This is a genomic window from Streptomyces sp. NPDC107765, from assembly GCF_055657085.1.
In genome coordinates this window covers 23,111-37,605 of record NZ_JBVKBL010000015.1, presented here as the reverse complement: position 1 = coordinate 37,605, position 14,495 = coordinate 23,111, and the positions used below count along the sequence as shown (strand labels likewise).

Genomic DNA, 14,495 nt, shown 5'->3' with positions numbered 1-14,495 from the left:
GCGGAAGTCGGAACACACCACCCGGGGTTGCGCCAACACTAACTGTCTCCATCCCCGTATCGACTGCCGTCGCGCTGTGCTCCTGCGGCTCTCCCACACAGCCTAATCAAGAGTCGGCCCATAACGGCAGTCGGTGCCATGTCGTCTTCAAGCCCTTCGGCACACCTACGGGCGCACCCGGCGATTACGCCTGTGGTGCGCCCGTGCGGCCGTGCCGAAGGTGTGTGTCGAGGTATCAGTCCATACGGCGCGGGCCGCCCAGCAGGTTGGTCTCCGCCTCGGTGGGCTGGGTCATGACGAACTGGTGACCACCGTCACGACGGCACCACAGCATGGCGTTGTCGCTGAGCGTCGGCAGCACCGCGCCGACCTGCTCCGGCAGCCGCATGATGCGCGTCACGACCTCCGCCTCCTCCGGCGACAGCCGCTGCAGCCCGACGAGGTCGGCACGGCTGAGCATCTGCGGCGACCGCGGCCCGAGGAACGGCAGCACGGTCAGCACCGACTGCCAGGGGCTCGGGGCGAGCTGATTGCGCGGCGGCCGCGCACCCATGTCCCGTACGACCAGCACCGGGCTGGAAACCGACGGCCCCTGGGGCGCGATCTGACGGACGTCGTGGACGGACACGCACTGCTGGCCGCCGCCCGCGCTCTGCGCCATCTGGCCCCAGGCGGGCGGCCGGGCGGTCTCGACCGCGACCCGGGCGCCGGTGGCGACCGTACGCAGCGCCAGCACCTGCGCCATCCACATGCTGCCGACGAGGACGACCTCCAGCGGGGTCGGGCGCAGCAGGCTGAGCACGGCGGGCTGGTTCTGCGGGTCGATGCCGATGATCACGCCGTCGTCGCCGACCGGCAGGGTCAGCGCGGCCAGCGACTCGGCGGTCAGCACGTGCGGGCTGCGCCGCGGGCCGCGCAGGCCGTAACCGGGCCGGGGCCTGGGCCCGGTCGGCCCGTTCTGCTCCTCCTCCGGACGCGGCTGGTGCGACAGCCGGCGGCCGTCACCGCCACTGACACCCGCCGACAAGGGGGGATTGCGCCAGCCGTCGCTGCTGGTGTTGACGCGGGGCTGATACGTGGGCGAGGCCATCAGCGGGTACCTCCGAGGGGGAGCGTGGCCAGCAGGCCGGGCAGCTGTTCACGGTCGAGGCGGACCAGCCCGACCTTCGCGGAACCGGAACGGCGCTCCAACTCGTCCTGGGCGGCCGAGAGTTCGTTCTCGCTGCGGGTGGAGAGGCGGACGTAACCCGTGATCGCCGGGGCGCGGCCGCCGCCGTGCGTGGCGGTCAGCGCGAACGTGCTGGCCATCGCCCTGGTGCTGGTCAGCAGCTGGGTGACGGCCGCCAACGGCGCGCCGCCCTCGCCCAGTTGGGGCCACCGGCCGATCCAGTACGTGGAGTGCCAGCGGTCGTCGCAGCGCATCGCCCGGGTGGTCTCCTGGGTACGCCGGACCGCCCGGCCGTCGCGGCCCATGGCGCCGTTGGCCGCCCGCGGGCTGACGCACACGGCCGTGCCGATCGAGGCCGTGACCTCGCGCTCGTTGAGCACCCTGGCCCGCACGCCGTGCGCGGTCAGCCGGCTGACGAGCTGGTCCGCGGCGCGCAGCAGCGAGCGCTTGGCGCCCTCCAGGCCGCCGCCGCGGGCCTCGATGGCCTCGGAGCACAGCTCCGGGTCGAGCTTGAGGGCGATCCAGGTCAGCTGGACGGCCGGGGTCTGCGACTGCGCCTGCAGCGGGGCGTACGAGCGGGACGCCACGGCCTGTTCGGGCAGGTGCGGCGCGGGCGCGGGCTGGGTGTACTGAACGAACTGGACGGACTCCAGGTGGATGTCCTCGATGTCCAGGGCGGTGTGCAGCACGTCCAGCGGCAGCATGTGGCTGCCACGCTGCGGCCGCAGCGGCTCGTCGCGCGCGTCCACCTGGACGATGGCCGTCAGGAACGTGCCGTCGCCGACGAAACCGATGGCCCGCTGATCGGCCTCGGTCGTGTACTCGTAGGTGCGCAGGGCCGGTTCGCACTCCACCACGGGGGCGATTGCCGGGTCGACGCCCTGGGTGGCCGCGAGCGCGGCGGCGCTGTTCTTGCCGCGGCGCTTCATCGCGCGCACGGTCGTGATCCACTCGGGCAGCGGGATCTTGCGCCGCCGGCCGAGCGCGAAGACGACCAGTACGGCCGCGACGACGGCGGCCGCGGTCAGCGCGGCCGGGTGGATCGACCAGCCCACCAGCACCAGTGCGGCGGCGAGTTCGATGATGGCCAGCTGCTGGACGCGGACACCGCCGATCGTGCCGGCCTGCTGGCGCAGCCGCGGTGCCACCGGGCCCGCCGGGCGGGACGCGGAACCCCGGCCGCCATTACCTCTGTTGCCCGAAGCTGTGCCGTTTTGGCCAGCATTTCCCGCAAATTGCGGTGCCCCGGAAGGCTGTTGCTGCTGTTGCCGCCCATTGCGGCGTCGAGCCCTGGTGGCGCTGGACATCCCCCGGCCTGCTCCTCTACTGGTGATGTGGGCCTCTAGGCGTATCGGCCGCCGCTGAGACTGGTGCGTTGGAAGGTGGCACCCGTACCGTACGGGTCGATCGACACACGGCATAGTAGAGGGCGCTACGGCGTGAGTGCCGGGGGCGGTTCGATGTGGATCCAACAGGCGGGGAGAGAAAGCAATAATGGCATCACGTCGGGACGAGCTGAATGCGTATTCGTTTGCCCGAAAGCGCACGAATGCGGCATTCCTGAAGCCGCTGCCGAACGGATCGATCGAGAGCGCCCCCAAGCCGCTCAAGGCGGTGGTGCCCAGCATGATCATGGGCGTCCTGATGCTCGTGGGATTCGGCGCCTGCGGCATTCTCAAGCCGGTGGCGCCGTCGGGGTGGGACGAGGTCGGCAAGAACGTCATCGTCGGGGATGAATCCACCACCCGCTATATCGTCCTGAACACCAAGGACGCCAATGGCAATAACCAGAAACTCCTGCACCCCATCCTGAACCTCGCATCCGCCCGGCTGCTTCTCGACCCGAAGTTCCAGGTCGTCAAGGTCAAGGAATCCGAACTCGACGGCAAGATCCCGCACGGCCCCGCCATCGGCATCCCGTTCGCCCCCGACCGGCTGCCCAGCGCGGACGACGCGGACAAGCCGAAGACCTGGGCCGTCTGCAACCGCCCCGGAACCAGCGCCGGCAGCAAGCCGCAGCAGGCCGTCTTCGTCCTGGCCGGCAAGGACAAGCAGCTCGTCGACGACACCCGCAAGGGCAAGCTCGACTTCCACCAGGCGCTCTACGTCGAGGACCCCGACGGCAAGAAGTGGCTGGTCGACCACAACGGCATGGCCTTCGAGTTCAACTCCACGGGCCTCGGGTGGCAGCCGCCGGGCGGCAAGGAGCAGGGCGACAAGGACCTGCGCCGCATCATCTTCGGGGCCAAGGCCGAACCGCAGAAGGTGACCCAGCAGTTCATGGACACCCTGCTGAAGGTGCCCAGCATCATGGCGATCTCCATGCCGATGGTCAGCGGGGCGGGCGGCCAGACCACCGACACCGAGGTCCCGGCGAAGGCCCGTACCGTCGGCTCCATCCTGCAGGACAGCGACGGCCAGAAGTACGTGGTGGAGAAGGACGGCGTGGAGCAGGTCTCCAACTTCGTCGCCAAGCTCCTGATGGAGGGCCCGAACGCGCAGAAGGTGAACTCCTCCGGCTCGGCGCTGGAGCCCGTGGAGGTCGCCACCGGCTCCTTCCGCCCGAAGCCGGACGAGACGGGCAACGGCTACTCGACGTTCCTGGGCAAGGTCCTCGGCACCGACGTCGAGTCGCCGTGGCCGACCGACACCGTCAGCCCGGCCAACGACTTCACCAACGGCTCCCAGACCGGTGGCCTGGGCGGCCCCACCGAGAGCGGCGTCTCCTGCAGCGTCTACAAGGGCACCAACACCAAGTACCCGGGCGGCCAGGAGAAGCAGCTCGGCTACCCGAACGGCGTGCCGGACATGCAGACCTGGGTCGGCGACGACTACCCCGCCAAGATCGCCTCGGGCGCCAGCTCGTACGTCACCCCCGGCAGCGGCCTGCTCTACACGGAGGTCGCCACCCCCAAGGCCACGAGCGGCAGCCTGTTCCTGGTCACCGACACCGGTCTGCGCTACCTCATCCCGCGGAACAACGACAGCGCCACCAAGGCCGGCAGTGACAAGCAGGAGATCGACCAGGCGCGGGCCCACCTCGGATACGGCGGCACCCACCCCCCGTTGATCCTGAAGGCATGGTCCTCCCTGCTCTCCAACGGGCCGGTGCTGGACACCCGCAGCGCGAAGCAGCCTCAGTCGTCGTGACGTTGTCGGTCGCTTCTGCGTAGTCCGCCGCGACACGAGAGAAGGCCGCGCCGAATTCGCCCGGAAACGGGCATTCGGCGCGGCCTTTTGCGGCGGCACGGATTCCGGACCGCTCCCCTTGCGCGCAATTCATGGCGCCGGTCCGGGGACTTCTCGATGTGATCTTCGTCGTTCCCCGGCCGTATCGGTCCTTCGACCGATAGCATGGGATCTGTCCGTTTCCCTGAACGTCGTTTTGGCGAAGGGGAGTTGACAATGTTGTGATCCCGTCACAACAGTCTCCCCCCTGTTGGGAACGGGCATATGGAGTGGTTAGAGTAGGCAATGGCGTCAGCAGGTGATGCCGACCGCGTGGGTCCCCGTTGGCGGCACGGCGCGGTACGACGTACGAGTCTCATGGGGGACGTTGACTATGGCTGGTCAGCAGTACACAACCACCGAGGAGGAGATGGTCGCGTTCAGCGGCAAGATCGCCTCGGTCAATCAGTCGATCCAGGGTGAGATCTCCCGCCTGAACACGGTCGTCGACACCATCACCTCGGGGTGGAAGGGTGCTGCGGCTTCCTCGTACAACCAGCTGCAGTCGCAGGTGAACGAGGACGCCAACCGTCTCAACCAGCTTCTGGGTGAGATCAAGGAAGCGATCGACGAGACCACGAAGAACTACTCCGCCTCCGAAGAGGAGCAGGCGCAGTCGATCACGCACATCTCCGCCTCGGCTTCCCCGTTCGGATGATGGGGCCGCGCCGCTGACCGCGGCGCCCGGCCCACTCGCCGCAGCCCGTGCCGGCCATCGCGCCGGCCCGCTGCGGCATGCGAATCGACCAGCAGCATCAACTCCTGAGGAGACACCATGTCAGGCCAGATCCTCGTTAATTTTGCGACGATCCAGCAGGCCAGCTCCGACGTGCGCGGTACGGCCAACAACATCCGCCAGCAGCTCGACGACCTCGAGGCGGGCGTCAAGAAGATCGCCGCCAGCTGGGAAGGTGCGGCGCAGGAGGGCTACCAGGCCCGCCAGCGCGAGTGGGACCAGCGCGCCGCCTCCCTGCACTCCACGCTGGAGGCCATCGCCAAGGCTCTGGACACCGCTGCGCAGAACTACCAGTCCACCGAGCACAAGAACGCCGGTATCTGGGGCGGCTGACCCAGGTCGGCACAGCTACGGATGGCGATCGGCTGAGCAGCCCGGACGGCTCGCACAGTGGTCAATGAGGGCGAGCGCGCTGCATCAGTGCGCTCGCCCTTCTGCCGTCCACAGCACCTCCGACCCCTCCCCCCGCCTTCTCTCACTTCTTCCCTCTCACACCTCCCCCCACTCTCACCCCTCGATTCGTTCCCGCCCCTTTCGCCACACATGGAGAGCAGACAACCCGTGGGATCTCGCGCCATTGGTCACCGAGCCGGGCACCGTCGACGAGCGGCGGGCGCACTGGTCACGGCGGCGTGCTTCGTCGGCCTGTCCTGCGCCACCGCCGCGCCGGCGGTGGCGGACACGAACGTTCCGCTCAACAGTGGTGAGTGCAAGTTCGGCGCCGACGACATCAAAGAGACCCCCTGGTCGCTGCAGCGTCTGCTGACCAATCAGATGTGGGCCGACACCAGGGGCGAGGGCGTCCGGGTCGCCGTCATCGACACCGGTATCGACGCGGGCAATGCGCAGATCAGGCCCAACATCAGCGGCGGAAAGACCTTTGTCGGAGGAAAGCCGACCGAGGACACGGTCGGCCACGGCACCAAGGTCGCCGGCATCATCGCCGCACGACCGAGGCCCGGCTCCGGCTTCTTCGGAATTGCTCCCCAGGCGAAGGTCATTCCCCTGCAACAGACCAGCGAAAAGAAGGCGGGCAATGCTGCCAGCCTGGCCGACGCGATCAATTACGCGGTTTCGCAAAAGGTCGACATCATCAACATTTCGCAGGGCACGGCGGCCAGCCCGGCCAAGCTGGAACTCCTCAAGGCGGCGATCCGGAACGCAGCCGCCCACAAGATTCTGATCGTGGCCTCGGCGGGTAACGACGGCGCCAGCGGCGCGGAGAAGAACATGTACCCCGCCGCCTTCCAGGAGTTCGACAACGTCCTGTCCGTCGCCGCCTCGGACCGCAACAACGAGCGGGCCCCCTTCTCCCAGCCCGGAGCCTGGGTCGACATCGCCGCACCCGGCGTCGACATGGTCTCCACCGTCCCCAACGGCGGTAACTGCGTCGACCAGGGCACCAGCTTCGCGGCACCGTACGCCGCGGGCGCCGCGGCCCTCCTGATCGCGAAGCACAAGGAGGAGGGCCAGCACTGGACACCCCAAGAGGTGATCTGGCACCTGGAGCAGACCGCCGAGCGGGTGCGCAGGACGGCGGACCACAACATCGGCTGGGGCGTTGTCGACCCGGTGGCCGCCCTCAAGGACGACACCCGGCCCACCGCCTCACCCCAGCCGGACAAGCCCTCCAACGCTGCTGACGGCTCCAACATCCAGCCGGCCGCCATCACCATCGGTGAGTCACCTGGGGAACGGCGCGCCCGCATCGCCATCTACATTGTCGGCGGCGGACTCCTGGCCGTCGCCGCGGTCGTCGGCTCCTCGATCGCCATCCGCGACTGGCGCCGCAAGACCGGACTGACAACTCACGGGGAGGCCAAGCATGGCTAGCAAGGAATACGGCGTTGATCTCGACGCCCTCGACCAGGTCGTGAAGGAGCTCAACCAGGTCCTGAAGGACATGGGCGGCCCGAAGGACAAGGCGAAGAACCAGACTTACTTGCCGGACGGGGCGCTCGGGAAGGGCTTCGAGGAGCGCGACCGGATGCATAAGGCCCACAACGACATGAAGGCCTACATCGAGCAGAACATCGTGGGCTTGATCGAGAAGATGATCGACGATTTCGGCAAGAAGTCCAAGCAGACGAAGGACGCCTACGAGGACGCCGAGCACGACAACAGCATGAAGTGACGCAGCGTCAGACGGTAGACCTGTAGGTGAGAGAGAAAGGGGGTCCACTAATGGGTGGAGACGCGGGCGGCGTGCCCACGGGTGGGAACACCTGGGAGACGTTCACAACCAAGTTCAATCTGCACGATCTCGATGGCCTCAAGGGCATGCTGGACGGCGCCAATGTCCAGCAGGTGCGTGACGTGGCCCAGCACTGGCAGGACCTGCACGACCAGCTGGTGGGGCCGGGTGAAGGCGGCGGCGGTATCCAGAAGCGATTCGAGGATGCCGTGAAGAAGGTGCTGGAGACCTGGCACGGCGATACAGCGGAGAAGTTCGCCAAGCAGGCCCAGAAGATCAGCAACAATTTCCGGACAGGCGCTCCGTACGCTACGCACACGGCCCAGGTCATGGGACAGACGGCCAGCGACCTGCAGAAGGCCATCGACAAGGTCAAGCCGATCGACGACGGCTGGAACTGGAGCGATGACGTCTGGGGCGAGATGCCCTGGTCGGACCAGATCGACGACGACGATCTGAATGATGCGCTGAAGACTGGTGTGAGCACTCAGGGAATCCTTGATGCGAACAAGGACAATCTGTCCGGCCACCAGAAGAAGCGGCTTGAAGCTGCTGTCGCCATGGAGAACCTGGGCACGGCATATGTGTCGCGCGCCTCGTCCCTCAAGGCGCCGACGCCTCCGATTGACGAGAAAATCCCCGAACACGACCCCTCGGGCGGCGCTGGTGGTGTAGGCGCTATCGCCATGCCCATGCCGGGCAGCGGCGGGATCGGGGGCGGCGGTGGTGGAGGAGTCAAGATCCCCACCCGCGGCATCAAGGCCGGCGGTACTCCGAAGATGCCGACCTCTCCCAGCATCAACACGCCGAAGACTCCGGGAATCAGCGGTGGCGTGGGTTCGCTGAAGCCGAACACTCCCAATGTCAACACCGGCCTGGACGGTCTCGGTGGTGGTGGCGGTGGCACCGGGGTGAAGATCCCCGGTGGTGGCGGTGCCGGTGGTCTGAACGGCGGTGCCGGTGGTGCCGGCGTTCACATGCCCGGTGGTGGCGGTGGTGGTGCTGGCGTCAACATCCCGGGAGGCGGTGGACTCGGCATGGCTGGCGGAGCCGGTGGTATGGCCGGTCGTGGTGCAGGTGGCCTCAAGGGCGGCGCCGGCGGCCTCAAGGGTGGCACGGCGGGCGCTGGTGGCGCGGCAGGTGCCCGCACCGGCCGCGCCGGTATGCCCGGTATGGGCGGCGCACACGGTGGTGCCGCGGGTAAGGGCATGGGCGGCAAGCCGGGTGTCAGCACCGGCGGAGCCATGGCCCGGCAGAAGGGCGGCATCGTTGGCGGTGCGGCCGGTGGTAAGTCAAGCACTGGAGGCCAAGGGGGTTCCGGGCTGCACCGCAGCCGAGGAGGAACCGCCGCTGGTACCAATTCGGGCTCCGGCCGTCGCCCGGCAGGCATGATGGGCGGCGCACATGGTGCGCACGGCGGCAAGGGTGAAGGCAAGGGGAACGACTCCAGCCGTCCCGACTACCTCGTCGAAGACGAGGAGACCTGGACGACGGAGCGTAATGTGGCTCCTCGGGTCATCGAGTAGGACCGGCCTGACAAGCAATCGGTAGACACGCTTGGGGCCCGCAGCTCTCGGGCTGCGGGCCCCAACTCTGTGAGGAAGGTGTAATGGCATGAGCTTCACGCGGACGCTGCGTGCGGTGGGCGGCGCGGCAGTGGCGGGGGCACTGCTCTTCGGCACCGCACCGGTTGCTTCGGCAGACCAAATCAGAAACGACCAGTGGGCCTTGAAGGCATTCGGGGCCGAAGATATTTGGAAGATCTCAACCGGCAAGGGCGTCACAGTCGCTGTGATCGACGACCCGGTAGATGGTAATCACGCAGACCTCAAGGGAAATGTACTTCCGGGGAAGAGCTTTATTGATGGGGGCACAGCGGACCGCCCGTACGGTAAGCGCGAGCACGGAACTGCGATGGCCTCACTCATTGCTGGCCACGGACATGGACCTGGTGGATCCGATGGAGTGATGGGATTGGCTCCCGACGCCAAGATCCTTCCTGTCGCTGTGGATCTGCAAGACCCCGATAACGCAGTGGAGTTCGGCAAGGACCTGAAGTTCGCCGATGCGCTGAGGTACGCGGTTGATCACGGCGCCAAGGTTGTGAACATGTCCTTCGCCAGCGGTAGCGATAGCCCAGGCGACAAGGAAGCGATCGCCTATGCCCGAAAGCACGATGTGCTTCTGGTTGCCGGTACAGGTAACTCAGGCACCGACACCCTTTCGTATCCGGCTGCTATGCCGGGGGTTCTCGCGGTGGGAGCCGTGGGGAAAGACCTGCATGTATGGAACCGATCCAACTACGGTCCCCACGTCAAGCTGATCGCCCCAGGCGTGTACATTCGCTCCGCCAGTCCGGTGATGGATGTCCATGGTAAGTACCGCCTCGCCAACGGTACCTCTGACGCCACCGCCTACGTCTCCGCCGCCGCGGCGCTCCTCCGCTCCAAGTTTCCCGACTTGACCGCCGGCCAGATCGCCAACAGGCTGGTCAAGACCGCCGGTCTTCCTGATGACAAGAAGGGCATGAAGCTTCCGGACGCGCACTACGGCTACGGATTCATCAAGCCTTACAGCGCCCTGACCAAGGACGTCCCCGCCGGTTCGAAGAATGGTCCGTTCCCGGCGCTGAAGAGTGGCGCGTCTTCCGACCCCTCCAGTGCGGCTGGCAATAATGACGTCGGCCCAAAGATCAAGAGTGACAAGGGCTTGAGTATGCCCTTCATCATTCTCATCGCCGTCGGCGGGCTCGTCGTTCTCGTCATCGTCCTGGTCGTGGTCCTCGTGGCCAAGAAGAAGAACCGTCGTAATGACCCGCCGTCCGGCGGCCCCGGTGGTTTTGGTGGGCCGGGTGGGCCCGGCGGTCCCGGTGGGTTTGTGCCGCATCCGCCGAACCCGAACAACTCGTACCAGCAGCAGCCTGGTGGGCCCGGGGCCTACCCGCCGGCGCCGCCCACGCAGCCGCCCGGTCGGTAATGCTCTGACGTAGGGCAGCAGAAAAGTAGCGGGATTTCATTGGGGTCCGCGGCCTTCGGGTCGCGGACCCCATGTGTTTTCAGCGGTGGTCTGTGAATGCCCGTCCGGGCGGCTCGGAAATGGCTGCAGGGCCGCTGCGGACCCGGGTGACTCCGGGATGCAGCGGCCCTGCAGGACAGGACAGGACAGGACGAGCTTGCCTTCGAAGGGGCGAGGGGTCAGCCGAAGACGTCCTCGACGCTGCCGCTTACTGTTTCCCGGACGGCGTCCGTGGCGCCCTGGTGGCGGGTGGCGGCGCCGCCGGTGCGATGGTCGGCATGGCGTTGGGCTGCGTTGAGGCCGCGGTCGGTGAGGTCTTGGCGGGCGTGGTCGACGTAGGTCTTGGGATCGGTGAGGTCGTTGGCGCCTTCCTTGATGCCGTCGACGTATTCACCGGCCTTTTCCTTGCCGATGTCGGCCGTTTCTCCCCAGTCGATGCCATCGCGGGCTCCGAAGTGGCTTTCGATGCCCTGCTGGGCGACGTTCTGGGCCATTTCGGTGCCGGCTTCTGTGGCCTTTTCCTTGGCCGCGTCGACAACCTTTTCCTTGACGGTGTCCTTGACAGTGTCCTTGACCGTCTTCTTGGCGTAGTCCATCGCCAGCTTGCGGGCTTCCTTGGACACGGCCTTCTTCGCCATCTTCTTGATGGCATCCATGGTGGCGTGCTCCATGGCCTTGGTGGCCGCCTCCATGACCTCGCGTTTGATCTTGTCGAGGATCTGGCGGACGATCAGGCGGGTCGCCTGTGTGGCGCCGGCAGCACCGAGTTCGGAGAGGCCGAGGGTGAAGGGTGCGGCGGCCTGTGCGGCGATGAGTTCCGCGGCCAGCATCACGAGCTGGACGATGACCGCGATCTTGCCGGCGAGAACGGCGATGGCGGCGGCGTCGAAGGCGACGGCGATGACTTCCGCCGCTGCGGCGGCGTCGCGGAGGTAATTGTCTCCGCTGTTACCGCCGCCGGAGAAGGAGCCCCATTCGTTGGTGAAGCCCTCGACCGCTTCGCCGGAGTTGGCGGAGATGACTTCATTGGCTGCCGAAGTGCCCGAGGAAGCTGCTTGGTTGACGGACTCGGCGAAGTTGCGCCAGACCTGGGCGCATTCGTGGAGCTTGTCCTCGTCGGCGTCCGGCCAGCTGTAGCCGAGCAGGTCCAGGACCCAGGTGACCTCGCCTGGCAGCGTCAATGACACAGTGATCGTCCCCCGTGCAGTGGTAGCCGATTGCGGAGAGCAACGGAAAGGGTGGGAAAGGAGAGATGGGTAATCGGGCTGAGGGGGTGGGACGTGGAGCGGGAGGAGCTTTCACGCCCTCGGCCCGATGGTGCGGCCCGACGTAAGTACGGTGGGCGGAGCGTCAGATGACCGGGCGGCCGACGGCGCTGATGGTGTGGATGCCCTGCTGGTCGGACTCGGCGTACCTCTGGGCCATGTGCTGGAGCTTGTCGCCGATGCCTTCGAGGCGCTCACCCAGGGAGTCCATGGACTCGAACATTCCGTCCCTGATGGGCGTGTAGATCGTTTCGAAGATGTCGCCGAAGTCGCAGTTCTCCCAGGGACTGCCGAGGTCCTCCAGGTCGGCCTTCAGCTTCTTCGATGCCTTGGAGAAATCGCCACCGATGTGGACGAACGCGTTGCCCTGCGTGCGCAGGACATCCGGATCGACGTCAAATTCCTTGCCTGCCACCGCAGCCCCCGTTTTTCGGTGCGTCCGCTCGGACGCTTAGCGTCTGACTCTTGGCGCGAGTTTAGCGTTCCCAGGTTAGGTGAACCGAACGTCGGGCTGTCAAGGCGGGCCATCTGGCGGTGGATTCAAGGGAGTTTCTTTACTCGTTGGCGTGGAGGTCCCGTGAAAATTGGCCTGTCTATGGCATTCGTGGCACTTACCGCATACCGCATAGCGCATACCGCGTAGAGGCGTAGAGGAGAGGGATTGTGGGTGAGGGGGAGGGGTGGGCGGGGCCTGCCTCCTGAGGGTCAACGGGCCGTTGGGAGGTGGTCGGTGGCGGGGGATGATGCTGGAGTAGGCCGGTACGAGGCGGGGCTCACGTGTGTACTGCACCAGGTGATTCGTTGGCTGGCTGCAGCGAGTGGTCGCGAACTGGCCGTGCCCGCACTGCTGGTGCCGCCGGCGTCTTGGGCTTCAGGGACGTCGACCGACCGGGGGACCCGTGGCGGAGCAATTCGTCACCGCCAAGAGACCTCGTACAAGTTCGCCAAAAGCTTCGACCAGCGTGCCGAGAAGTGCGTGGGATTCGCGGCGACCTTGCCCGGCACTCCGTGCCCCGAGAAGTCTTCGGGTAGCCGCCGGAAGCGGACGAGGCCAGTAAGGATTACGAGGACTGCCAAGAGGACGCCCTGCGCGGCACCGCCGTGTCGCAGTTCTAGCAGAGACAGCGATGACGGGACCGTCTTCGCCCTGCATCACGTGCACTCGTAGCAAGGCCAACGACTGGATGAGTGGGATGAGCGGGAGAAGCGGGAGAAGCGGGATGAGCGGCAACGTGGACAGCGTCATGCGTTCCCTCGTTGAGCCGCTCGCGGACAGCTGGGGTGAGGTGACCGGCGACCCGGGAGCCCTCAAAGAAGCGGCCAAGCTGTGGTGTGGGGAGGCGTCCGTGTTCCGGGAGAGCGTGGTCGACCAACGCCGCTATCGAGCGGACCCCTTGCGCGAGTGGACCGGCTCGGCCCCGAGGTGTTCCGGAATCGCCTCGCCGAGTTGGAAACCGAGTTGGAGGCCGAGTGGGGATCGCCATGGAGGCGGCAGCGGCCGACACGGACAAGGCGGTCGCTGTGCTGGAACGGGAGATGCTCAAGCAGGCCAAGAAGCTGTCCAAGGTCAGGCGGTACAATCCGCTGACCTGGAAGCACCTCAAGGAGGCCGGTGAAAGCGGAGGAGTTCGCCGTCTCCCAGGGCGCCAGGATGACGCACAAGGCGATCAAGCACGGTGCCAAGGGCGTGACGCACGGCCTCGGCTTCACGGGCAATCCGGTGAGCGGCGCGGTGCAGTCCCTGCCCCTCATCAGCCACCAAATCGACGAGACCGACGAGACCGACGACACCGCTGAGACCGCCGAGAAGGTCGATCAGGCGTTGAGTGGTGACCGGTCCCCGTTCGGTTACGGCGGCACGGGTCGTGCGCTCGGCAGCGGTCCAGCAGTCCCACGACCCGACAACCCCTTCGGCTGATGCTCCACTTCGGTCGACGCCCGTCCGACGAGAGGAGCCGCGCCGTATGAAGCCGGAGTACCGCGACTGTTTCCTTCCGTTTCTCCGGCCGGGCGAACGGCTGGTCATCGCCTGTGACTACTTCGCCAATACGGCGCTGCCTTCCGTCCCGGCCGAGCTGCGGGCTCCGACCACTCCGCCTGCTCCGTCCGCGCTCGAGGAGCGGGTACGGGGTGTGCTGGGCGGCGCACTCGGCGCGGTGGCCCGTCCGCTGGGGGCGGTGACCAACAGCCGCTTGGTCAACCACCCGTTCGCCCGGGCTGCGGGGCGCGTCGGCGACCGGGTCGAGCGCACGGTGGATGCCCTGGACCATGTGGCCGACCGCGCCGTCGAGAGGGCGATCTGGGGCACTGTCATGGACGGTGGCTGGCACAGCACGGCCGGCCGCTTCCTCGTCGACCTGACGAATGCCGGGGGTACTCCACGGCGGCAGGCGATGACCGACAGCCGGTTGATCCTGCTCGTGGACCGCAATACGAGTTGGCGCGACACCACACCGCAGTGGGATTTCGGGGTGGCGGTGTCTCGTGCGGACATCGTTCGGATCACTCCGCATCCCAAAGCCGTGGGTGGCCGGGGACGGTTCGATGTCGGCTTCACCGACGGTTCCTGGATCGCTCTGGGCAGCGCAGTACGCACGCATATGGAGGCATTCGTCAGTGCATGGAACCGAGGTGCATGAACCGCTCATGAACGAACCCGGCAAGGAAGAGCCCGTCACCGGCAAGGAAGAGCCCGTCACCGGCAAGGAAGAGCCCGTCACCGGCAAGGAAGAGCCCGTCACCGGTAAGGAAGTGCCCATCACCGGGAAGGAAGAGGCCGTCTCCGGTAGGGGAGAACCCGTACCAGGTAAGGAAGAGGAGCCCGTACGCGGTAAAGAAGAGGCCCTTCCCGAGGACGCCGACGAGCTCGTTCCCGACGAGGAGGAGAAC

General features: G+C 66.8%; 13 protein-coding genes. 9 read left to right on the top strand and 4 right to left on the bottom strand.

What is annotated here, in order from left to right; all coding sequences use genetic code 11:
• Positions 1-235: 235 nt before the first annotated feature.
• Positions 236-1,090, bottom strand: coding sequence for a hypothetical protein (locus ACZ7MX_RS30540; RefSeq protein WP_472136725.1), 855 nt, complete (start codon positions 1,088-1,090; stop codon positions 236-238).
• Positions 1,090-2,316: a type VII secretion protein EccE gene (gene eccE / locus ACZ7MX_RS30535; RefSeq protein ID WP_472136724.1), complete on the bottom strand. Its 1,227-nt coding sequence runs from the start codon at positions 2,314-2,316 to the stop codon at positions 1,090-1,092. Before eccE ends, ACZ7MX_RS30540 begins: the two co-directional genes overlap by 1 nt.
• Positions 2,317-2,662: 346 nt before the next feature.
• On the opposite strand from eccE, the gene ACZ7MX_RS30530 reads away from it, so the two are divergent.
• From ACZ7MX_RS30530 to ACZ7MX_RS30500, 7 genes are all read left to right on the top strand, one after another.
• Complete coding sequence (locus tag ACZ7MX_RS30530; RefSeq protein ID WP_472136723.1) at positions 2,663-4,318, top strand: type VII secretion protein EccB; 1,656 nt, start codon at positions 2,663-2,665, stop codon at positions 4,316-4,318.
• Positions 4,319-4,730: 412 nt separating this feature from the next.
• Complete coding sequence (locus tag ACZ7MX_RS30525; RefSeq protein ID WP_030802605.1) at positions 4,731-5,054, top strand: WXG100 family type VII secretion target; 324 nt, start codon at positions 4,731-4,733, stop codon at positions 5,052-5,054.
• A 117-nt stretch (positions 5,055-5,171) separates the two neighbouring features.
• Positions 5,172-5,465, top strand: coding sequence for a WXG100 family type VII secretion target (locus tag ACZ7MX_RS30520; protein ID WP_030414182.1), 294 nt, complete (start codon positions 5,172-5,174; stop codon positions 5,463-5,465).
• A gap of 228 nt (positions 5,466-5,693) precedes the next feature.
• On the top strand, positions 5,694-6,965 hold the full coding sequence (gene mycP / locus ACZ7MX_RS30515; RefSeq protein ID WP_472136722.1) for a type VII secretion-associated serine protease mycosin: 1,272 nt from the start codon (positions 5,694-5,696) through the stop codon (positions 6,963-6,965).
• On the top strand, positions 6,958-7,266 hold the full coding sequence (locus ACZ7MX_RS30510; protein WP_351535844.1) for a hypothetical protein: 309 nt from the start codon (positions 6,958-6,960) through the stop codon (positions 7,264-7,266). Before mycP ends, ACZ7MX_RS30510 begins: the two co-directional genes overlap by 8 nt.
• A gap of 50 nt (positions 7,267-7,316) precedes the next feature.
• Positions 7,317-8,852 carry a WXG100 family type VII secretion target gene (locus ACZ7MX_RS30505; protein ID WP_472136720.1) on the top strand — a complete coding sequence of 512 codons (1,536 nt, stop codon included), beginning with the start codon at positions 7,317-7,319 and terminating at the stop codon, positions 8,850-8,852.
• Positions 8,853-8,940: 88 nt separating this feature from the next.
• Positions 8,941-10,302 (top strand): S8 family serine peptidase, encoded by a 1,362-nt coding sequence (locus ACZ7MX_RS30500; RefSeq protein ID WP_472136719.1) that lies wholly within the window; start codon positions 8,941-8,943, stop codon positions 10,300-10,302.
• 218 nt (positions 10,303-10,520) lie between these two features.
• Here the strand turns inward: ACZ7MX_RS30500 and ACZ7MX_RS30495 are convergent, their stop codons facing one another.
• On the bottom strand, positions 10,521-11,528 hold the full coding sequence (locus ACZ7MX_RS30495; protein ID WP_472136717.1) for a WXG100-like domain-containing protein: 1,008 nt from the start codon (positions 11,526-11,528) through the stop codon (positions 10,521-10,523).
• Positions 11,529-11,691: 163 nt separating this feature from the next.
• Entirely contained in the window at positions 11,692-12,021 is a 330-nt protein-coding gene (locus ACZ7MX_RS30490; RefSeq protein ID WP_472136715.1) for a WXG100 family type VII secretion target, read from the bottom strand.
• A gap of 1,197 nt (positions 12,022-13,218) precedes the next feature.
• On the opposite strand from ACZ7MX_RS30490, the gene ACZ7MX_RS30485 reads away from it, so the two are divergent.
• Both ACZ7MX_RS30485 and ACZ7MX_RS30480 read left to right on the top strand, forming a co-directional pair.
• Entirely contained in the window at positions 13,219-13,524 is a 306-nt protein-coding gene (locus ACZ7MX_RS30485) for a hypothetical protein (RefSeq protein WP_472136714.1), read from the top strand.
• 46 nt (positions 13,525-13,570) lie between these two features.
• Positions 13,571-14,245 carry a hypothetical protein gene (locus tag ACZ7MX_RS30480; RefSeq protein WP_472136712.1) on the top strand — a complete coding sequence of 225 codons (675 nt, stop codon included), beginning with the start codon at positions 13,571-13,573 and terminating at the stop codon, positions 14,243-14,245.
• The last annotated feature ends 250 nt before the right edge of the window (positions 14,246-14,495 follow it).

Bases quoted from the DNA above. Each gene is read 5' to 3' on its own strand.
- ACZ7MX_RS30505 (WP_472136720.1), top strand. From the start codon at position 7,317: ATGGGTGGAGACGCGGGCGGCGTGCCCACGGGTGGGAACACCTGGGAG.
- ACZ7MX_RS30530 (WP_472136723.1), top strand. From the start codon at position 2,663: ATGGCATCACGTCGGGACGAGCTGAATGCGTATTCGTTTGCCCGAAAG.
- ACZ7MX_RS30520 (WP_030414182.1), top strand. From the start codon at position 5,172: ATGTCAGGCCAGATCCTCGTTAATTTTGCGACGATCCAGCAGGCCAGC.
- ACZ7MX_RS30500 (WP_472136719.1), top strand. From the start codon at position 8,941: ATGAGCTTCACGCGGACGCTGCGTGCGGTGGGCGGCGCGGCAGTGGCG.
- ACZ7MX_RS30480 (WP_472136712.1), top strand. From the start codon at position 13,571: ATGAAGCCGGAGTACCGCGACTGTTTCCTTCCGTTTCTCCGGCCGGGC.
- ACZ7MX_RS30525 (WP_030802605.1), top strand. From the start codon at position 4,731: ATGGCTGGTCAGCAGTACACAACCACCGAGGAGGAGATGGTCGCGTTC.
- ACZ7MX_RS30510 (WP_351535844.1), top strand. From the start codon at position 6,958: ATGGCTAGCAAGGAATACGGCGTTGATCTCGACGCCCTCGACCAGGTC.
- ACZ7MX_RS30540 (WP_472136725.1), bottom strand. From the start codon at position 1,090: ATGGCCTCGCCCACGTATCAGCCCCGCGTCAACACCAGCAGCGACGGC.